A 21,192-nucleotide genomic window follows, 5' to 3' on the forward strand; every position below is an offset into this window, starting at 1 on the left:
TGTACAATGTATTACTGATTTCATTTCAATCTCATAAATACATATTACATGAATACGACAGTACATTTTACTTTTTAATCTGCTTTTTAACTTCCTTCGCCTCTGCAACAATTTCAGGGAAATCTGCATAGTTTGAAATAATCTGATCACAAGTATAACTTGCCTGATAATTATCTTTCAGACCAATATAATTTTTAGCCATCAAAACCAATGCTTTTGCGCCCCAATAATCTTCTGATGCGTAATTGTTAGCTAATTTAAAAATGGTTTCGTTAGAAGATTTAAATGCTTTTCCTTTGTTCTGATAGAATGCTTTTGCATAAAGAGCTTCTGCGGCAACTTCTGTATTCGAAGATTTTTCCAGTGAAGTGTAAGCAGTCTGCGCATCTTTATCTTTCCCCGAATTCATCAGACTTCTCGCCTTGATCACTTTAGCCGTTTCGATTACTGCAGCAGAATTTTTATTATTTGAAATTACTTCATCAGCCAATTTTTCAGCTTGGGAGAAATTCTTTTCTTCTGCATACATTTTCATCAGTTCTATATTGGCGAAGTTTCTGACATTGATGTTGGAAGAATTCTTAATATTTTCAAGATACTTCTTAGCTTCGGCAGAATTTTCCTGAGCGATATAAATTTGAGACACTCGAGTTGCTGCGTCGTCCTGATAATCATTCTGAACGTTTGCAATTTCCTGTAATACCAATAAGGCTTTTGTAGGATTATTAGTCTGATAATAGCTTTCACCTAACTCATATTTAGCCTGATAAAGGCCCTCTCCTGTTGGGTTTTGAATTAAATATTTCTCGTAATAAGAAATTGCATTCTTGTAATCTTTCTTCGTGAAATATTGTTTACCTGTTGACAAATTGATTTCGTCGATTTCAGAAGCATCGATGTTGACACCCATATTTCTTGCAAAATCAGCATAACCTGAAACATCACCATTTTTTGTGAAAATAGGTTTTGCAGCCTGAACAATTTTTTGTGCGTAAGCCGTATTTTTATACTGTTCGCCAAGATATCTTAATTCAGATAACGCTTTATCACTTTGATTTTGGTCAATATAATTCTGCGCTCTGTAAATGGATGCATTCGCAACCAAATCTTTATCTGAAGAAGATTTAATCACTTTTCCGAAGAAATCATTAGAATTGGTAAAATCATCCTGAGCGGCGTAAGCTGCACCAATTTCGTATTGCGCATCATCAATATATTCCGATGCCGGATATTTAGAAATCAATGATTTTAAATTGCTAATTTTTGCTGCCTGATCATCTTTAAATCCTAAAGCCAAAGCTTTCTGATATAAAGTATAATCTGTAGAATCCTCATTTTTATCGTAGATCGCAATTGCTTCGTTCAGATTATTATTGGCATAATAGATATCGGCCAATCGAAGTTCTGCATCATTTTTAAATTCAGTTTTAGGATTCGTCAGATATTGTTTGAAATATGTTTCTGCCTGATCGAATTTTTTAGATTTAAAATAAGCATAACCCATATCGTAAGGCAACTGCTGTTTCTCAGGGAAGGTTTCGTTGGTAAGTTTTTCGTAACGGGCAATCGCAGAAGGATAATTTCCTTTCTGATAATAAACCTGTCCCAACCAGTATAAAGCTCTGCTGTTGAATTCTTTATTGATGTTAAATTCTAAACTTCTTAAGAAATATCGTTCCGCTTCATCAAAATTACCTTTGTTGAATTCCTCAGTTCCCAATAAGTAAGAAACTTCCTGATCTACTTTGTCGGTTTCAGGGGTTGAATTCGGCAATTTATCGATGGCATTCAAAGTCTCTTTAAAGTTGCCGGAATACAGATAAGATTTCACCAAAAGTGATCTCATTTCTGCAGTTTTAGCACCACCTGGATTTTCTGTTATATAATTTTGAATTACAGTTGTCGGACTTTCAAATGGGTTTCCGATGTCGTACCCTAATTTTGCATATTGTTCGTGAGCCAGTTGTTTCACACTTGCATCATAATCCATCTGATAAGACGAACGAAATGCTGAAAGTGCTTCCTGTTTTTTATCAACTGCTAAATAAGCATTCCCTAATTGATAATACGCATTCTGAGCTAAAGCCGAGTTGCTGTTGATTAATTGGTTGTAATAAGAAACCGCTTCATCATATTTTTTAAGCTGAGCCGCCACAAATCCCATTTCGTACAGATCATTTTCTGACGGATTTTGCTGAACACTCAGATAATCTTTTAAGTGTGGATACGCCGATTCATAATCATTCTTCATAAAATAAGATTCACCGATGATTTTGTGAACTTCCGCTTTGTAAGACTCAGAAATATCTTCATTCAACAGAGCATTTCCTTCTGAGATCGCTTTATCGTAATCTTTATCATTGTAATGCATCTGAACATAATACGGACGTACCAGCTTTGAAAATTTAGGCTGATCTTTCACAGAATCAAAGTATTCGAAAGCTTTATCATTCTGTTTGTTAGAATAATATAAATGTCCTAACATATAAGCAACATCGCCTTTTTCAGATTCTTCAGCCGTTTTGTAAGCTTCTTCCAGTGCATCGATCGCCCCTTTAGAATCACCCATCATAAATTTAGCATACCCCAATTTCAGAATATACTGTGTATTTTCTTCTTTGGTCAGCTGATATTGATTCACTTTTTTTAAAGTTTCTAAAGCTGTACTAAAATCTTTTTTAGCCAAATAATAATCTGCCAATGGTAAATTTGCCTGGGCAAAATACGCAGAGTTCGGATATTCTTTTATAAAAGCCGTCAAACCTTCTTCCGCGTGATTTTTTTGAAGAATCACTCCTATCACGTTATCAAAAAACTGTGCAGCTTCTTTTCTCGATTGCTCCAGATTCTGGTTGTAGAAATACTGTTGTGCATATTCGTATTGGGAAGCGTTGTATATTTTGGTCTGATAAAGATTTTGAGCAAGATTAAACCTGTAGTTTTCTTTTTGGGTAAAGTATTGAGACTGTTGAGCTTCGGAAACCCCGAAATAGAAAACAGTAGTCGCTAGAAGTATTTTTTTTGATTTCATTAACATCAAATTTTAAAATGGAAAGGTCTTTAAAAATGAGACAGATTTTATCCACAAATTATCAACGAAAATATCGAAAAGATATTGTAAAAACAAGCCTTTTAACATATTGTTAGTATGTGGATTATTTTTTAATACTAATTAACTTTTCAGTAAGAAATATTAAGAAAATCTTAATTATTTATCAGAAATAATTACATTTGTTTTTTTCAACTTTTAGATAACTATTAAATGAATCAACTTTTCAGAAGGAAAAACTATTCAGCAACAGATACTTCCACCAATCTTTTGCGGGTTTTAGGAACTTGGGATATCGTTTTTTTTGGAATTGCCGCCATCATCGGAGCCGGAAGTTTCAGCAGTTTGGGTGAAGCCGTTTTCAGAGGTGGTCCCGGCGTTATCCTGCTCTATCTGATTTGTGGTTTTGCCTGTGGTTTTACCGCTTTATGTTATGCAGAATTTGCCAGCAGAATTCCTACAGCGGGCTCTGCTTACACGTATGCTTACGCTAGTTTTGGTGAATTAATAGCCTGGGTAATTGGCTGGGCTTTGATTATGGAATATTCTTTCGGAAATATCTATGTCGCCTTCTCCTGGTCAGATTATTTTACAAGTTTCATCGAGCGTCTCGGAATGCACATTCCTGATTATCTCACGTGCAGTTATACCGAAGCGAAAAAAGCTTTCTTAAACGGTTCTGAAAATAAAGAACTGATCAATGCGTGGACATCTGCACCTTTACTGGGAAATTTAAAACTGATCGTTGATATTCCGGCATTGGTGATTAACGGATTAATTACGTGGCTGTGCTATCGTGGAGTGAAAGAAAGTAAAAACTTCAACAATTCTTTAGTGATTTTAAAATTAGCCGTAATCGTTTTGGTTATTCTGGTTGGTTTTTCATACATCAATACCGATAACTGGACACCTGTAAGTATCGAGACAGGAACTCAATCATTTATGCCGAATGGTTTTGCAGGAGTGATGAGTGCGGTTTCAGGAGTTTTCTTTGCGTATATAGGCTTTGATGCACTGAGTGTACTTTCAGAAGAAACAAAAGATCCACAAAAGACATTACCAAAAGGAATGATTATTTCTTTGGCTTTGTGTACCGTTATTTATATCTGTCTGACTTTGGTTTTAACCGGAATGGTCGACTACAGAAAGTTCGACGGAGTTGGAGATCCTCTTTCTTTTATATTTGAAAAAACAAACGCTAATGTTGCTTGGATGGAACTGACGGTTTCATTTGTCGCAATTGTAGCGATTACCACAGTTTTATTGGTATTTCAGATGGGGCAACCGAGAATCTGGTATGCGATGAGTCGTGACGGATTGATGCCCAAAAAGTTTCAGGAAGTGCATCCAAAATTCAAAACACCGGCATTCGCAACGATTGTTACGGGTATTGTGGTGGGAGTTCCGATTCTTTTCACAGACAAAAGTTTTATTTTAGATTTTACAAGTATCGGAACTATTTTCGCCTTTGTGCTGGTTTGTGCAGGCGTTTTGATGCTCCCTCCAAAAGAAAAGATCAAAGGTCGTTTTCACCTTCCCTACATCAATGGTAAAATTATTTTCCCGGTAATTTTCATCGGAGCTTTAGTGGGTTTCTATTATTTTCAACCGGCATTTTTTGAAAACTTAATGGATTGGAAAGATCTCAAAGAGGGCGAATTCAGAGCATCAATTTTCTTTTTTATTATTGTTAATCTGATTCTTTGTCTGGTAACTTTTATCAAAAATCTATCGCTGATTCCATTAATCGGTTTAAGCTCTTGCCTGTATTTATTGACAGGGATGAGCCACGAAAACTGGTTCTATTTCGGGATATGGTTTGCCGTAGGTTTGGTAATTTATTTCTGTTACGGATATCAGAACAGCAAGCTGAGAAATACCAATTAAAAGATGAAATATCTTTTCTGTCTGCTATGTTTAATCACCATAGGATGCAATAAATCTAAAGTTGAATCGGGCAATGATCCAACGGTACAGAATTCAGAAATAAAGAAGATTCCTTATAAAGAATTTTTAAGGTCGATCAATAAAAAGACTGCGGAAGAAAAGAAAAATTATCTTTTTAAATTTATCAACTACGACGTTCCCAATTATTGGATGGGTACACCTTGGTCATTCAACGGAACATCGAGAGAACCTCAGAAAAACACCATTGCCTGCGGATATTTTGTTACGAATACGCTGGTTGATTTTGGTTTCGACATCAACAGAACTTATCTTGCACAACAAGCTTCTTCCGTGATGATTAAAAAGCTTTGTAAAGACATCAAATATTTCAGCAAAAGACAGGATTTAGACAATTATCTCTTAAACAAAGATAAAAACCAGGTGTACATTGTCGGCCTCGACTTCCATACGGGTTTTATTACAAGAGAAAATAAAGACACTTATTTTATTCATTCCAGCTATATCAAAAACAAGGGTGTTGTAAAGGAATTAACTACAAATTCACAGGCATTGAACGCTTCCAAAACATTTATGCTTGGAACTTTAAATTATTGATATAATATCCAATCCTTGTTTTTCGAATATAAGTGGAACGCCTTTGTATATCTTAATTTGAAAACCTTATAAGCTAAGTCTTTGTTTAGCTTTGCGTTTAATTATCACGATGAAAGACAAAGTTTTGACAACCTGCATTTGTCTAAGAAAAACAGTGGTATTTATTTAAGAAAGTAACACAATATTTTAATAAATCATCTAAACAGGAACAAACTATCATATTACTATAAATAATTGGCGAAATAATTGCTAAAGTTTCTTAAGAACTTTAAACTATACTGCCATGCCTGAAAGAATCAAAACATACCAAGAGTTCTACGAATTTTATCTAGATGAACACAAGAAATTAGGAACAAGAATTTTTCATTTTCTGGGAATTCTGTTTGTTTTTCTCGTCATCGGGTTTGTCATTTACACCGGAAAAGAAAGATTTCTTTGGTACATTCCGATATTTGGATATGGTTTTGCGTGGCTGAGCCATGCTTTTATCGAGCGAAATAAACCTGCCACTTTTAAATATCCGCTTTGGTCACTGATGTCAGATTTTAAACTATTTTTCGAATTATTAATAGGAAAACAAAAATTCAGAACTAAAGAAAAATCTTAGCTTTGAAGTCCTTTGAAAATTTCATATAATGAAAAATATTCTATAGATTTTAACCTTAACTTTTCATTTAACAGCAATATTTGTCGAGATTCAACGCAAAACAATGCAGAATTTCAGACCAGAAAACGATAAAATTTTCATCATTGCTTTACAAACTGTTTCTAAAATCAAGAAATAAAAAAATCCCTTTCAATATGTATTGAAGGGATTTATATTTTCAGCAAATGATCTTAATGCCCATGATTTCTTGGAGGTTCGGGTAATTGTATCTTATTGACTTCATCCATTTTCTGCGTTGCAGCCATAGAAACCACCAATTCATTCAGCATAGAGCTTGCTGCCTGTGGAGAATTGGGCAATAACACCAAATTGCTTCTGTTATTGGCTCCGATGGAATGTAAAGTATCGTAATGCTGTGTCACCACAATTAGTGCCGAAGCTTCTTGCGCATTGATTCCTGCAGCATTCAGCATTTTTACAGACTCTTCAAGACCTTTTGCTATTTCTCTTCTCTGTCCGCAATCCCTTGTCCCTGAAGTTTTTTAGATTCGGCTTCAGCTTTTGCAACCGCAACGATTCTGATTCTTTGCGCTTCAGATTCGTATTCTGCAGCAGTTTTTTCACGTTCTGCAGCGTTGATCCTGTTCATGGCGTGTTTTACCTGTTCATCCGGATCAATATCTGTCACCAAAGCTTTGATAATATCGTAACCATAACTTTGCATTGCTTCCTGCAATTCACTTTTTACAGCCACTGCAATATCATCTTTTCTTACAAAAACATCGTCTAATTTCGTCTTTGGAACTTCCGCACGCACCACATCAAAAACATAAGATGTAATCTGATTTTCAGGATTTTCCAAACGATAATATGCATCTTTTACGTTTTCTCTGATCACCTGATACTGCACAGAAACTTTCATTTTTATGAAAACATTATCCAAAGTTTTGGTATCGATAATGACATCCAATTGCTGAATTCTAAGATTCAGACGTTTAGAAATCTGATCCAAAAAAGGGATCTTCAAATGCAAACCGGCGTGGCTTACTTTTAAAAATTTACCCAATCGTTCTACAACCGCTGCAGATTCCTGCTTTACTGTAAAGAATGAAGCGAATAATGTAACAAGTCCGAAAAAGACCAAAATACCTAAATAATACATCATATAGTTTTTTTATGAATTAGGTGATAAGATACAAGTTTTTAGAATAAAAATCAAATTAAAGTTGAAAAATCACATCGTCATTCCGATATCGATTCCTTTTATTTTTCTATACAAGTCTGTAGCATAATTATCGGTCATTCCTGATACAAAATCAATAACTCCCAAAGTTTTCTGGTAATCATTCCCTTCTTCGTAAACAAATTGTTGTGGCAGAAGTTTTAAAGCCATTTTATCGTAAGATTTCCTGTTATCTTTCGCTTTTAAAACCGATGGAATAAAGTGATCAAGCAATTCATACATAACATTATAACCTGCATTTTCTATTTCTACAACAGCTTTGTGATTGTATATTTTAGCGATAGAATAAGATTCAATTTCTTGTAGTGCTTTATTTCCGTCACGGTAAATATCCAACAAACCTTTATCTAAATTACCTTCTAAAATTGTAGTGAAATTTGTTTTAAAACTTTCTATGGATTGATTGATTAATGCATTAATAACTTTAGCTCTCAGGTAAGAAACCCTTTCGTTATCATTTGAAATAGCAACCAGCTTATCTTTAACTTTTTTGATGTCCTTATTTTCAGATTCGATAAGATCCATAAAAAGATTTTCGCAGTCTGCACTTGAAATAATCCCCAAACGATGTGCATCTTCCATATCAATAATATTGTAGCAGATATCATCAGCGGCTTCTACTAACCAAACAAAAGGATGTCTTTTAAAAATATAAGGTTCATCATTTTCCTGGATGAGATTAACCCCTTTTGCTATTTCTAAAAAAGTTTCTTTTTCGTTCTGAAAAAACCCGAATTTTTTCCTGTGAATAATTCCTTTTTTCTTTGCGACAGCTTCACAGGGATATTTTGCGATACTTGCTAAAGTAGTAAAGGTAAGTTGGGTTCCTCCCAGATCTTTCCCTTGCTGCTGATGAGAGAGAACACGGATTGCATTGGCATTTCCTTCAAAATTAACAAGATCTGCCCATTCTTTAGTTGAAAATTTAGGTTTAAGTTCGTTTTCATTTTTATCAAAATAGCTCGCAATCGCATCTTCACCGGAGTGTCCGAACGCAGGATTTCCCACATCATGACAAAGGCAGGCTGCAGCGATTACGTTTCCTAAATTAAGCTGATAAAAGTTGTTAGATTCTTCCGTGAGTTCATTCTGATGATTTTCAGAAATAAATTCTCCTATCACACTTCCCAGACTTCTTCCTACCGAAGAAACTTCTAATGAATGCGTCAATCGGTTATGTACAAATACACTTCCCGGAAGAGGAAAAACCTGAGTTTTGTTCTGCAATCTTCTAAATGCCGACGAAAAAATAATCCGGTCAAAATCTCTCTGGAAATCCGTTCTTGAAGCAACAGTATTTGGATTGTTACCGGTACGCTGACTGGTAAAAATCTGGTTCAAATTCATCATTTTCCAAAATTAATTCAAATTTTACTTTTAAAGGAATAATATTTGAGTTTTTCTTGAAAACAAAACAATGCCTGAAGGTCCGAACAATTATTCTAATGAAAGAAAGATCTGCAAAAATTTGCAGGTGAAAAAGTAATAGAAGTGAGCGGAAGCGAAGTTCCTGAAACATCAAAAATAAAAGGAGAAATTCTAAGAGAAATCAAAACCTTCGGGAAACAAACGTATCTGATTTTTGATCATGTTATTTTCAAAATCCATCTCATGATGTTTGGTTCTTACAGTCTGCATGAAAGGAAAGATATTGATACGCTTCGTCTTGGCTTGACATTTAAAGAAGGTGGAATGTATTTTTACACTTGCGTTGTGAAAATCATTGATGAAAGTTTTCTTTTAAAAATCGACTGGGAAACTGATATCATGAGTGACCGATGGAACTCTGAAAAAACTGAAGCAACTTTAAAAGCAGCTCCTAAAATGATGATCTGTGATGCCTTGATGAATCAGGATATTTTCTCCGGAGTCGGGAATATCATCAAAAACGAAGCTTTGTTCAGAGTAGGAATTCATCCGGAAAGTCTGATCGGAAACCTGCCTCCGAAAAAACTGAAAGAAATTATCGCAGAAGCAAGAAACTATGGTTTCGACTTTAAGAAATGGAAAAAAGCCAATGTTCTCAGCAAACATTTCCAAATTTATCATCAGAAAAACTGTCCGATTTGTGGTGAAGAAGTTACAAAGAAAGACACTGGAAAAAGTAAACGCACGAGTTTTTTCTGTGAAAATGATCAGAAATTGTATTAATCTGTATCTACGGATAACTGACAAATTATACTAATAAATTTTGTTCATCTTTAATCAATAAAGCACCAATTTAGGGTGCTTTAATTTTTATTATGCAAAGCATTTTTATCTTATTGTGATTATCAAGTCTTAAATACACAATACGAATACATTAACATATTCACATTATTTTACGAATAAAATAATTTATTTTACAGACAATTTGTATGAAATTTTTAAAATTATTCAATTTACAGTTACTCTTAAATAGCTTAATAATGCCGTAACAAACTGATATACATCATAATATTTGTATTGCCTATACAATTTGAAAGCCGTAATATTGCATTACAGAATTCGCAATAAATATTAAAATAAATAAAAATTCAAAAATTATGATCGCAATCGTCGGAGTAGCAACATGTGCAGTTTTAGTTTCTTCTTATATCGCAACGATAAAAAAAGAAAACAACTAAATTATCAACTAAAAATAGTAGCTCATAAAACAATTTTTATCAGTTAGTATTTTTATGTTTGCAGTCTGAAACGACTGCCCGCTCTTTTACTCAACCGGAGTAAAAGAGCGCAAAAAACTCAAAAAATGATTACAGAACTTGAGCAACTTCAAAATTCAATTTTTTCTAAGCTCGACTTAATCATTTCAAACCTTCAGCCAGATCCTGAATGTGAAGATTATCTTGGACACAGTTTTCAACTTAATCATCTCAACATCAAATTCAGAAAGGCTAAAATTACCCCAAAGAAAATCGGACAATTTGTAACTTTATGGAAGAGAAATCCTAAAAGTAAACAAACCGAACCTTTCACTTCTGAAGATTTTTTTGATTTTTACATTATCGCTTGTGAATTTGATGAAAAATCCGGAATTTTCTTTTTTCCAAAACATATTCTCACTCAAGAAAATATTCTTACTTCTTTATTGAAAGAAGGAAAACGAGGTTTCAGAGTGTATCCGAATTGGGATTCGCCCAAAAATAAACAAGCGATCAAAACTCAGGATTGGCAGACAGATTTCTTCATAGATTTCTCTGATGATGATCTTCTTGGAAAAATTCGTCAGCTCGGGCGTTTTTCATTATAAAATAATAAAATAGGTATCAAGAAGGATTGAGCCACCGATAACCATTACATTGAAAACTTCTTGACACTATTTTTTTCAAAATCTACCAGAAGCAACGCTATTCTAAAAAAAACTTAATCAACCAAAAAGATTCTAAAGGATTATCTTTGCAACACAAAACTGTTTCAACAAAGCTAAAATGAATCTGTACAACCTCATCATTCAGGACAAAGAAGAAGTAACACTCGATGATGTTTTTCTTGAACCTCATAACAAAGAACATTTTGTACAGCTCATCAAAGAACAAAACTACGCCAAAGAACTGATGGAATACGGACTTCCCGTGAACAATAAAGTCCTTCTCGAAGGAAGTTCAGGCTGCGGAAAAACAATGACTGCAAAGGCAATTGCTAATGCTTTGGGCAAAAATATCATTATTCTCAACCTCAGCAATATCGTTTCATCAAGAATCGGGGAAACTTCGCAAAATATCAAAATGATTTTTGATAAAGCTGCAAGAGAACGATCTGTTCTTTTTTTGGATGAACTCGACCAGATCGGAAAAGCTCGCGGTAGTGACGATAAAGATGTGGGTGAAATGAGAAGACTCGTGAATACATTGATTCAGTTAATCGATTATTATCCCGAAAATGCGCTCCTACTTTGCGCCACCAATCATGCAGAAATTATTGACACCGCCATCATCAGACGTTTTCAGCTGAAAATAAAATACGAAATGCCTTCTAAAGAATTTCTGGATAGTTTTTATGATCGTCTTTTAGCAAAATTTCCTGATGATCTGAGAAATATCGAGAGAAAATATGAGATTTCTTTTGCTGAAGCGAAGGATTATGCTTTTACGGTGGTGAAAGGAAATTTGATTGAGAAATTGGAATCAATCCATTTAAACATAAAAAACTAACAAATGGACAAAAACTAGATGAAGGATAAGTATTTAGTTTCAATATTAACTAAACTCGGCAAAAAAAGAAAACATAAAATATTTTCAATCTGAAGATGGATTATATTTAATCAAAACAGATAAAATACATTACTACGGAATCGACCAACCCGTTTACAAAATGTTTTTTGTAATTGTTATGAAATAGACTGAACATTAAAATAAATCTCTTGGACAGATAAATAGCATTTTGATGATAAAATTAATTCCAACAATAAATGAAATCGTAAAATTTGGACTTGAGCCAAACTTAACAATTAGCAAAGATGACAGAAATCTGTTGCTAGAAAAATCTCTAGTCAATATTTACAACTTATATTTTGATATTCGCTATGAATATGATAATACTGATTTTAAAGAATTTGACGCACACAAATATAAAGACATAAGAAAGAATATTGAAAGTAATTTTCCCGACTTTGGTTTTTACTGTATTGCTCTTGACCTTCTGGATTTTGACAATAAAGAGAAGCTTGCAACTGGTGATGCAATAGATGATTTATCAGATATTATCCTGGATCTCTTAGAAGTAAAGTGGAGAATAGAAAACAATAGCCTAAATGACGGACTTTGGCATTTTGAATTTATTTTTTCAAGTCATACTCAGCAACATATTATTGATTTATTAAACTATCTAAAACAGAGAAAATAACTCACTTTCCCATTCTCCCCAAAATCACCCACCGCAATCTCCTCTCATTTTTATCACCTCATTTTCCAAGTACAGAAATTATAGGATCACTGTCTTCCAAAAATCTGTGACCAATTTATGTTCTTCAAATTTTCGCCACTCTCCAGACGAAGCGAATTTCAGATTGTTCCAAAAAAAATCCTTTCAAAAAATTGAAAGGATCTTCTAATGTAATATGAAATAAACTAAGTGTGCTTTTGTTTTTTACTGAACAATAATTTTAAAATTGCTGTTCAGATGGTCTCCTGAAACATTCAGAATATAATTTCCTGATACTTTTCTACCACCGATATTTAAATTAAATACTCCGTTTCCTGTAGACTTTATTGTTTCCTTAATGATCACTTTTCCGGTCATATCAAGAATTGTCGCTGTTAAACTTGATTTTTTATATTCGGGAAGTTTAATGAAAATCTGGTCTTTTACAGGATTCGGATATACCGTTCCTACGTTTTTACTGATGCTGAATTCTTCATTGCTCAACACTGCCTGATTATACAAAGCAGATACTTCGGTTGAAGTTAATGCGTAGTTGTACATTTTCAGTTCGTCAAATGCACCTTTGTATGGAGCTGAAGCGTTGGCAGTTGCCTGAAATTCAAGTTCACCGATATTTCCAATGACAAAATCGCTTGCTTCACCAATTCCTGTAACTGCTGTTTCGTCACCTTCAGCACTTAAAACGCCATTGGTGTAAATTCTCATTTTATGAGCAACAATATCTCTCTGGATCACTACGTGCACCCAGTTGTTGGTAAAATAATTGGCTACAGGTGATGTAATTTCTTTTTTCGTCACATCATCATCAATAGCGTATCGCAGCTGACCGCCTTTGATCTCTATGTTAAAACGTTTACCGGTAGCTCCAGTTGTTGTATTTTTAGTAATTGAACCTTTACACAAAATATAAAGACTTGTCGCTGAAGATGCTGGGATCATGCTCGCCGGAGCTTTCATCCAGTAAGAAACGGTAAATGAATTATTGTTAAACATGATCTGATCCTGATGAGGAATACTCGCTATGTAAGGAGTTGCCGGTGCAGTTGCCAAATCTAAAGCATTGTTTTCTTTTCCCGGAACTCTTACACTTGCGTTGTCATAAGCCGCGCTTAAAACACCATGGTTGGCAAAAGGCGAAACATCTGTAATTTGTGTACCTGATAACGGAGCTTCAGCAAAAGGCCAGTTCCCTACAAGACTCGGTGTAATCGCACGGAAATTCCATACAATTCCTGTAGTTGTTCCTAAAGTATTGGTTGCATCAATTCTCCAGTAGTAATTGGTTGCTGTACTCAAACCTGTCAATTGATGTGAAGGAGTAGCTGAATATGGAACTGTTGCAACATTGGTTAGATTCAAAGGATCTGTACCAAAATGAACAGTATAACTCGTTGTGTTGCTGCTTCCCGACCATTTTAAAAGCAGATTGCCATTATCTAGCTGAATATTGATATTTCCATTGGAAGGATTGGGAGCCGTAGCCTGTGTTGGTGCAGACGGAACCGGAGGTGTTGTAATGGTTGCATTGGCTGTATACACAGACGAATCTGTTGCATTGGTTGCTTTTACTCTGTAATAATATTGGGTATTTGGCGTTAAACCCGTTTCATTATAAGTAACTGTATTCGCAGGCAATGTTGCAATGACTGTAAAGGTTGTACCATTCGTAGAACGTTCCAGTACATAATTAGTTTCATTGGTTGCATTGTCATTCCAGTTAACCGTGAAAGAACTTAAAGCAGGAGTTCCGGTGGTAAGAGGATTAGTGAAATTTAAATTCGTTGGTGGAATAATAAAATCTGGCGCCGGTGTATTCGGTAAACCGTTAATATAAACCTCTATGTTCAGATAAGGAGCGTTGGTAGCACTTACTGCCAAAGCATCAGCAACATTAGGATTCAGTCCGTTGGCAGTTTCCCATGCATCCGGCATACCATCATTATCAGTATCCAAAGGAGCCGGTGCCCCATAAATGTGCCCTGCTCCACCGTTGGTGAAACCAAACTGAGTGGTTAAATCCGTTTGTACGTAAACATAAGCGGCAGTGGTTCCTTTAGATGATAAATCTGAAATCATCAATTGATCTACCTGATCACGTCTTGGATACGATGCTCCTACTCCAGCAACAACATTATTATAAGCATCTACAGCAGATAAAGTTGTATTCTTCATTGGGTAATCATAAGGAGTCGTCAGTATAGATGCTGCATCTCCTGTAGGAAATCCCGTTAAATTCTGGGGAACCAAAGTTCCGTCTAAGACTCCGTTTTTATTGTTATCAAAATAATTCCCGGGACCATACAAGTTGAAGTTGGCATTACCCACACTAAAAGGTGTAGAAACCGTGCTGCTTGTATTCGGACCTCCGATAAAATAATTGTTGATGATATTTGCATAAGAAGCTCCTGCAGAATCTCCGCCCATAATGTAAGCTTCTCCTGACTGTGTATGACCGTACGTATTGCCATAATTTCCCCAGTTGTACACTACATTATTTACGAACTCATTAATCCCTTTTACTTTGTTGTTTCTGGTTTTATTAGAGATATATAAATTCCCGATCAGACTGATCTTCCCGCCTACTGGTGGCTGCATCAATCCTCCCGCAGAGTGATTGTGACGGTGTAATCCCTGTCCGATGATTGAATTCTGGATCGTAATATTATCAGGACTCGTCCCATTGTTATCCCAGTTCACAGAAAACACTTCATCTGTACCCCAGGTAAAAGTCATATGATCTAAGATAATATTCGCACCATTCGCAATTCCTGATGCATCTTGATTTTGGGCTGTTCCGCCATAACGAACACGGAAATATCTGGCAATGGTATTATTAGATCCCGAAAATGAAACTCTCGGTCCGTAAAAATAAGATTCCTTCTCCGGGAGCGGTTTGTCCGGCAATCGTGGTATTGGCAGCAACGGCAACGACCGATTGTAAATTAACAATCCCTCCCACTTTAAAAATCACAAATCGACCCGGCTGGCTTACCGCCTCACGGAAAGAACCTGCACCGCTGTCATTCAAATTGGTTACCAAATAGATTTGAGGATTGGCTGCTCCTCTTGCTCCTGTAGTAAATCTACCAAAACCTGTAGCTTCCGGAAATGCTAATGTCTGTGCATTTATATCGACTGTGGAAAGTGTGATTCCACAAATCAATAAAGATTTAAGAGTTTGCTTAAAGAGTAAAGATTTATCTTTCATGAATATTAAATTTTGTTTAAACTAAACTACCCACAACGACAAATATGAGCATCCTGCTCCATCCTGCTATCATCTAAAAATCAAATAATTACATCACTAATCATTGTTCTTACACCAAGTTAAGAGATGTTAATAGGTTGGAAATCATTGGAGGATGATTGTGATTTATATATTTAAAATTGATTATCTTAAACATATTGTAATAAATCAATTTCTGAAGATTTTTGTTATATTTGATTATAGTTTGGATTGACGCAATGCGTGAAGACAAAAGTTATTCGGTACTGAAGGAAAACCAACAAATCAATGGGTAAACACTCAACAGAAATAAGTTTGAAACTATTTGACTTTCTCATTGACTTGGGTAATGGATTGGGATATCATACTGACACAGAATATCCAATGAGTGAAAATTCATTTGGCAGTCAGGCAATTGATATCGCATGGTTTAATGAAAAAGAAAATATATTTCCGCTTTTCATATTTGAAATTGAAAGTTCAAGCAACAATTCAATTGCCAACAATCCAACAAAAATTTTCGGGAAAGACAGTAGAGTGTTTGAAAAACCACTTTTCTTCTTTCATATAATAATCAATGGAGCAGAGAATTCAGAAAAATACAATGATTTAATTGGACTTTTCGGAAAACATAACTATGACATATTTAGAATTAATAATGCTGAAATTGAAAATCTACTACTCAAAATTATATCTCAACATAGAAGAATTCACAATAATGTAAACTTGTACTACATTATTAGACTAATTCATGAATATGATGAAATCAAATCAGAAATTGAATTAGAGAGATTTCTGACAAATATTGAAAAATTAATTCATGTAAACCAATTCTACCGAATTGGACAAGTATATGCTGATATTACATCTCGTTACAAATTGTTTCAAGAACAGTATTTGAAATTTTTATACAGATTATTTACTGATAAGCAATCAGTCTATATAGATTATGAAGGTTACTCTGCAAGTATCACTTCGGAGTTTATCAATTTGGGATTACTACACTCAAAATTTGGGAATGAAATTAATGGCTTAGATTTTACAAGCCTACTTATTGAGGCTCAGAAAACGGAAACATTTAATAAGATTGAATATTTACCTGGATTAAATTACGACTATGATATTTTTATTCATGACCATGTGCCATTTTATATTGCACTTACTTTTTTCCTTTTTGAGGGTAACTTAAATGCGCAAAAATATATTATTGATATTGCCATTGGGATTATTAGAAAACTAAAAGTAACCGAGGAATTTATTTTTGAACACCACTTATCTTGGGGATTATTAATGACCGCAAGTAATAAAGAATTTTCAGAAAATTTTGAAGAGTTAAAAGAATTAGTGAATAATAAAAGTGGAATTCTAAATACAATTCTTTTCTGCCCGACTTTAATCAATGACCATCAAAAACTTCCAGACTCAAAAGTGGTATTAGTTCCAATTAGAAATGAATATATAGAACTGTTTAAAAAGGAATTCAGCCATTTAAATAATGACAAAAATATTAATGAAATCGCAATAATGAGTTTGTCAGACAATTGGCAAGATGAAACAGAATATCATTATAATTTGGGTGTTGACTTGACAAATTTGGTGGTAAAATCTTTGATGAAACATGATTGGTAGAAAATCAGTACTGCATAACGGGCAGCTGGCAAAAAAGCGGATTCAGTACTGGCAGACAGTTTAGTGCTTCGATTTTCCGCCAAAACGTAAAGCCTCAAAACGTTTAAGCTCATTTAAAAAATTTTCAACAAAAACCCCTTTCATCACTGAAAGGGGTTCATTATATAAAAAACTTTTAATTACATATAAGCTTCAATCGGCTCACAAGTACAAACCAAGTTTCTGTCTCCGTAAGCTTCATCAACTCTTGCAACAGTCGCAAAGAATTTGTGATCTCTTACCCAATGTAGAGGATAAGCTGCTTTCTCTCTGCTGTATGGTTTGTCCCAAGAATCAGAAATCACCAACTGCTCAGTATGAGGAGCGTTTTTCAATACGTTGTTGGTCTGATCTGCTTCACCATTGGCAATCTCATCAATTTCATGTTTGATAGCAATAAGAGCTTCGGCAAAACGGTCAATTTCAGATTTGCTTTCAGATTCTGTAGGCTCAATCATTAGTGTTCCTGCAACCGGGAAAGAAACCGTGGGAGCATGGAAACCGTAATCCATCAATCTTTTGGCAACATCAACCACTTCAATTCCTAAAGATTTGAACTGACGGAAATCTACGATACATTCGTGCGCTACTCTGCCTTCTGTATTTGAATATAAAATAGGGAAATGTTCCGCCAAGATTTCTTTTAAGTAATTGGCATTTAAGATGGCGTGCTCCGTTGCTTTTTTCAAACCTGAAGTTCCCAACATTTTGATGTAAGCATAAGAGATATTTAAGATTAAACCAGATCCGTAAGGTGCAGCAGAAATTCCTTCAATCGCTTCTTTTGAACCTACTTTAATGTTAGCATTGGTAGGCAAGAAAGGAACTAAATGTTTCGCAACACAGATCGGACCAACACCAGGACCTCCACCTCCGTGAGGAATTGCGAAAGTTTTGTGAAGATTAAGGTGACAAACGTCTGCACCGATGTTTCCAGGACTTGTGTACCCAACCTGAGCATTCATGTTGGCACCATCCATATAAACCTGTCCGCCGTGATCGTGAACCAATTGGGTGATTTCTTTAATGTTGGCATCAAAGAATCCGTAAGTTGACGGATACGTGATCATTACTGCAGATAAATTCTCAGAATTAGCTTCTGCTTTTGCTTTGAAATCTTCATAATCAATTTCTCCGCTCTCAAGGTTTTTAACGACCACAATCTTCATTCCTGCCATTGCTGCAGATGCCGGATTGGTTCCGTGTGCAGACTGAGGAATCAAAACCACATTTCTGTGACCTTCACCTCTTGAGATGTGATATTCTCTAATCACCATCAAACCAGCATATTCTCCCTGAGCACCTGAATTTGGCTGAAGCGAAGTTCCTGCAAAACCAGTGATTTCAGAAAGATCTTTCTCTAATTCTTTGATCATTTCCTGATAACCTGCTGCCTGATTTACGGGTACAAATGGATGCACACTTCCCCAACCTGCCCACGAAAGTGGTAACATCTGAGTCGCAGCGTTCAGTTTCATTGTACAAGAACCAAGAGAGATCATGGAATGAGTTAATGATAAATCTTTTCTTTCAAGACGCTTGATGTAACGCATCAATTCTGTCTCTGTATGATATTTATTGAATACTTCTTCCGTAAGAATCTCATCTTTTCTAAGATTTTCTTCCGGGATGCTGTATCCTTCTTTTATTTCTAATTTAAATGTCTGCTTGTCTTTAAACTGAGCAAAAGAAGCCATCAAAACATTTAGTTTTTCTAGTGTAGTACTCTCATTAATGGCAATACTTACCACACCTTCTGTGAAATAGTTCAGATTTAATCGGTGATCCAGCATCATTCTCATTAATCTGGTCTTTTCATCTTCGCTCATCACGATTTTCACAGTGTCAAAGATGGGCTCTTCAACCGTCTGATAACCCAAAGCTTTCAATCCGCCTTTCAAAGCATTTGCTTTAAAGTGAATCTGATCGGCAATGTAATTTAATCCTTTCGGACCATGATAAACAGCGTACATTCCAGCCATAACCGCTAAAAGAACCTGAGCAGTACAGATATTTGAAGTTGCTCTTTCTCTCTTAATGTGTTGCTCTCTCGTCTGCAAAGCCATTCTCAGTGCACGTTTTCCGTACATATCCTGAGACACCCCGATAATTCTTCCCGGGATATCTCTTTTGTAGTCTTCTTTACAAGAGAAAAATGCTGCGTGACGGACCACCATAACCTAAAGGAATACCAAATCTCTGTGAAGTACCAACAGCACAGTCAGCGCCCATTGATGCAGGAGATTTCAGTTTAACCAAAGCCATCGGATCACAAGCTACAACTACCTGTAAATCTAATTTTTTGTATTCAGCAATATCTTCTGTATAATCCAAAACAATCCCGTTTTTACCCGGATATTGTAATAATACTCCATAGTAAGACTCGTCGAATTGGTGCGTTTTGTGATCACCTTCTACGATTTCGATTTCTAAACCTTCCGCTTTTGTTTTTAAAACAGAGACCGTTTGAGGTAAAACCAGATCAGAAACGAAAAACTTGTTAGCTCTCGCTTTTTTCTGATCTTTTGTTCTGTTATTGAAGAACATATGCATCGCTTCTGCTGCTGCCGTAGATTCATCCAATAAAGATGCATTTGCCAGAGCAAAACCAGTTAAATCACAAACAACAGTCTGATAATTAAGCAAAGCTTCTAATCTTCCCTGTGCGATTTCTGCCTGATATGGCGTATAAGCGGTGTACCAACTTGGGTTTTCAAAGATATTTCTCTGAATTGCCGATGGCAACAAGGTATTGTGGTACCCAAAACCAATATAACTCGTATAATCCGTGTTTTTAGCTGCCAATTCCTGTGAGTGATTCAGCATTTGATATTCTGAAAGCGGCTCTGAAATATTCAGATCATTTTCTAAACGGATGGATGATGGAATGGTTTGAGAAATTAACTCTTCGATACTTGAAACGCCCACTTTTTCCAACATTGCCTGCTTATCGGCTTCGTTTAGGGAGATGTGACGGCTCACAAACTGTTCTGTATTCATTTTTATAATTAGATTTTGTTTGTAAAAAAAGATGGGTAAAATTACGTTTTTTTAGGCAGATTAGCAATGATAAAAACTATTGATATTATTTATATGTTAATTATTAATTATATTTATTCTAAATTAATATATTTGCAGTATGAATATCATCACTCCATTTAAAGTACCGCCATTGGCTCCGGCATTTTCTTTTAGTAATGAAGAAATGTTCTGTGAAAAAAAATCTTGCTGTAAAAAATTTAAGAAAGGTAAAAGGTGTAAAAAATGCCCTGGAAATAAGAAACTGGCTTAGCTGGTTATACTGCTGATTAAAAAATATATTGCTAAAGCTAAAATTAAAAGTCCAAAAATTAATCTGAAAATTTTTGGCTGACCTTTAGGATTTGTTGCAGTTCTTGGTTGTGACTTGAAAAGTTCTTCAGCTTTGTCTCTGAATTTTTCACCATCACTTTCAAAAACTTCTGTTATTGTAATCCCCTGAACGACTGTTTTATGCAAAAGCGAATTGGTTGCATGAAGCAATAACTGGAATTTACCGTTTTTGAATTCCGTAATCTTAAATATTCTTTCTCCGTACGCTTTTTCCAATCCGAACGGCAATACTTTCACTACATCAGCATTTTGAGTTTGCCAATTGATGATAATCTCCTCTCCTTTTTTTGCGTGAATTTTATTGGCTGAAAAAGTTTTAATAGAAGGCGGAACCGTATATCTGAAACTTTTCTGCTGACTTTCTAAATTCTGGTCATAGGAAATTCTTCTCCCTTTATCACTCAAGGTTTCATACGCTTCCTGAATTTCTTTGAAACGGTCTGCAAAGAATTCATCATTTTCATTTTTATCGGGATGGTATTTTAATGAAAGTTTTCTGTAGGATTTTTTGATGTCTTCATCTGAAGCATTGTGAGAAATCCCGAGAAATAGTAGTAATCTTTCATGTAAGTGAATACAAAAATAAGAATTTTATTTTCTTTGTTATTTTTATTTATACACGATTTTTATCATCGCGAACAAAGCGAAGCAATCTCTTTTTT

Annotated in this window: 13 protein-coding genes and 2 pseudogenes; 8 read left to right on the forward strand and 7 right to left on the reverse strand. The window is 35.1% G+C overall.

What is annotated here, in order from left to right:
* Nucleotides 1-67: 67 nt before the first annotated feature.
* Nucleotides 68-3,031, reverse strand: coding sequence for a tetratricopeptide repeat protein (locus ACZZZA_RS14945; RefSeq protein WP_463433089.1), 2,964 nt, complete (start codon nucleotides 3,029-3,031; stop codon nucleotides 68-70).
* A 231-nt stretch (nucleotides 3,032-3,262) separates the two neighbouring features.
* Here ACZZZA_RS14945 and ACZZZA_RS14950 point away from each other — a divergent pair, with 231 nt between their 5' ends.
* The 3 genes from ACZZZA_RS14950 to ACZZZA_RS14960 all read left to right on the forward strand — a co-directional run bounded on the left by ACZZZA_RS14950 (nucleotide 3,263) and on the right by ACZZZA_RS14960 (nucleotide 6,158).
* Nucleotides 3,263-4,936 carry an APC family permease gene (locus tag ACZZZA_RS14950; RefSeq protein ID WP_463433091.1) on the forward strand — a complete coding sequence of 558 codons (1,674 nt, stop codon included), beginning with the start codon at nucleotides 3,263-3,265 and terminating at the stop codon, nucleotides 4,934-4,936.
* Between the two features lie 3 nt (nucleotides 4,937-4,939).
* Nucleotides 4,940-5,551 carry a hypothetical protein gene (locus tag ACZZZA_RS14955; RefSeq protein WP_463433092.1) on the forward strand — a complete coding sequence of 204 codons (612 nt, stop codon included), beginning with the start codon at nucleotides 4,940-4,942 and terminating at the stop codon, nucleotides 5,549-5,551.
* A 283-nt stretch (nucleotides 5,552-5,834) separates the two neighbouring features.
* Nucleotides 5,835-6,158, forward strand: a complete 324-nt coding sequence (locus ACZZZA_RS14960; protein WP_463433093.1) for an Mpo1-like protein — start codon at nucleotides 5,835-5,837, stop codon at nucleotides 6,156-6,158.
* A 230-nt stretch (nucleotides 6,159-6,388) separates the two neighbouring features.
* On the opposite strand, the pseudogene ACZZZA_RS14965 reads toward ACZZZA_RS14960, so the two are convergent.
* Nucleotides 6,389-7,320 (reverse strand): annotated as a pseudogene (locus ACZZZA_RS14965) (SPFH domain-containing protein).
* A gap of 72 nt (nucleotides 7,321-7,392) precedes the next feature.
* Nucleotides 7,393-8,748 (reverse strand): deoxyguanosinetriphosphate triphosphohydrolase, encoded by a 1,356-nt coding sequence (locus ACZZZA_RS14970; protein WP_463433794.1) that lies wholly within the window; start codon nucleotides 8,746-8,748, stop codon nucleotides 7,393-7,395.
* A gap of 144 nt (nucleotides 8,749-8,892) precedes the next feature.
* On the opposite strand from ACZZZA_RS14970, the gene ACZZZA_RS14975 reads away from it, so the two are divergent.
* The 4 genes from ACZZZA_RS14975 (at nucleotide 8,893) to ACZZZA_RS14990 (ending at nucleotide 12,225) form a co-directional block, all read left to right on the forward strand.
* The gene (locus ACZZZA_RS14975) at nucleotides 8,893-9,552 is read left to right on the forward strand and encodes an Fpg/Nei family DNA glycosylase (RefSeq protein ID WP_463433094.1); all 660 of its coding nucleotides are present in this window, start codon (nucleotides 8,893-8,895) and stop codon (nucleotides 9,550-9,552) included.
* A 580-nt stretch (nucleotides 9,553-10,132) separates the two neighbouring features.
* The gene (locus tag ACZZZA_RS14980) at nucleotides 10,133-10,633 is read left to right on the forward strand and encodes a MepB family protein (RefSeq protein ID WP_463433095.1); all 501 of its coding nucleotides are present in this window, start codon (nucleotides 10,133-10,135) and stop codon (nucleotides 10,631-10,633) included.
* A 178-nt stretch (nucleotides 10,634-10,811) separates the two neighbouring features.
* The gene (locus tag ACZZZA_RS14985; RefSeq protein ID WP_463433096.1) at nucleotides 10,812-11,534 is read left to right on the forward strand and encodes an AAA family ATPase; all 723 of its coding nucleotides are present in this window, start codon (nucleotides 10,812-10,814) and stop codon (nucleotides 11,532-11,534) included.
* A 232-nt stretch (nucleotides 11,535-11,766) separates the two neighbouring features.
* Entirely contained in the window at nucleotides 11,767-12,225 is a 459-nt protein-coding gene (locus tag ACZZZA_RS14990) for a DUF5063 domain-containing protein (RefSeq protein WP_463433097.1), read from the forward strand.
* A 243-nt stretch (nucleotides 12,226-12,468) separates the two neighbouring features.
* On the opposite strand, the gene ACZZZA_RS14995 is transcribed toward ACZZZA_RS14990, so the two are convergent.
* Both ACZZZA_RS14995 and ACZZZA_RS15000 read right to left on the reverse strand, forming a co-directional pair.
* On the reverse strand, nucleotides 12,469-15,168 hold the full coding sequence (locus ACZZZA_RS14995; protein ID WP_463433098.1) for a LamG-like jellyroll fold domain-containing protein: 2,700 nt from the start codon (nucleotides 15,166-15,168) through the stop codon (nucleotides 12,469-12,471).
* Nucleotides 15,098-15,472: a hypothetical protein gene (locus tag ACZZZA_RS15000; protein ID WP_463433099.1), complete on the reverse strand. Its 375-nt coding sequence runs from the start codon at nucleotides 15,470-15,472 to the stop codon at nucleotides 15,098-15,100. Before ACZZZA_RS15000 ends, ACZZZA_RS14995 begins: the two co-directional genes overlap by 71 nt.
* Before the next feature lie 306 nt (nucleotides 15,473-15,778).
* On the opposite strand from ACZZZA_RS15000, the gene ACZZZA_RS15005 reads away from it, so the two are divergent.
* The gene (locus ACZZZA_RS15005) at nucleotides 15,779-17,119 is read left to right on the forward strand and encodes a hypothetical protein (RefSeq protein ID WP_463433100.1); all 1,341 of its coding nucleotides are present in this window, start codon (nucleotides 15,779-15,781) and stop codon (nucleotides 17,117-17,119) included.
* 179 nt (nucleotides 17,120-17,298) lie between these two features.
* Here the strand turns inward: ACZZZA_RS15005 and gcvP are convergent.
* Nucleotides 17,299-20,158, reverse strand: a pseudogene (gene gcvP, locus ACZZZA_RS15010) (aminomethyl-transferring glycine dehydrogenase).
* 288 nt (nucleotides 20,159-20,446) lie between these two features.
* Nucleotides 20,447-21,106, reverse strand: a complete 660-nt coding sequence (locus tag ACZZZA_RS15015) for a J domain-containing protein (RefSeq protein ID WP_463433795.1) — start codon at nucleotides 21,104-21,106, stop codon at nucleotides 20,447-20,449.
* Nucleotides 21,107-21,192 lie beyond the last annotated feature (86 nt).

This window comes from Chryseobacterium sp. AC405b (genome assembly GCF_979258685.1).

Coding starts and splice junctions, on each gene's coding strand:
- ACZZZA_RS14945 (WP_463433089.1), bottom strand. CDS start 3,031: ATGAAATCAAAAAAAATACTTCTAGCGACTACTGTTTTCTATTTCGGG.
- ACZZZA_RS14950 (WP_463433091.1), top strand. CDS start 3,263: ATGAATCAACTTTTCAGAAGGAAAAACTATTCAGCAACAGATACTTCC.
- ACZZZA_RS14955 (WP_463433092.1), top strand. CDS start 4,940: ATGAAATATCTTTTCTGTCTGCTATGTTTAATCACCATAGGATGCAAT.
- ACZZZA_RS14960 (WP_463433093.1), top strand. CDS start 5,835: ATGCCTGAAAGAATCAAAACATACCAAGAGTTCTACGAATTTTATCTA.
- ACZZZA_RS14970 (WP_463433794.1), bottom strand. CDS start 8,748: ATGAATTTGAACCAGATTTTTACCAGTCAGCGTACCGGTAACAATCCA.
- ACZZZA_RS14980 (WP_463433095.1), top strand. CDS start 10,133: ATGATTACAGAACTTGAGCAACTTCAAAATTCAATTTTTTCTAAGCTC.
- ACZZZA_RS14985 (WP_463433096.1), top strand. CDS start 10,812: ATGAATCTGTACAACCTCATCATTCAGGACAAAGAAGAAGTAACACTC.
- ACZZZA_RS14990 (WP_463433097.1), top strand. CDS start 11,767: ATGATAAAATTAATTCCAACAATAAATGAAATCGTAAAATTTGGACTT.
- ACZZZA_RS15000 (WP_463433099.1), bottom strand. CDS start 15,472: ATGAAAGATAAATCTTTACTCTTTAAGCAAACTCTTAAATCTTTATTG.
- ACZZZA_RS15005 (WP_463433100.1), top strand. CDS start 15,779: ATGGGTAAACACTCAACAGAAATAAGTTTGAAACTATTTGACTTTCTC.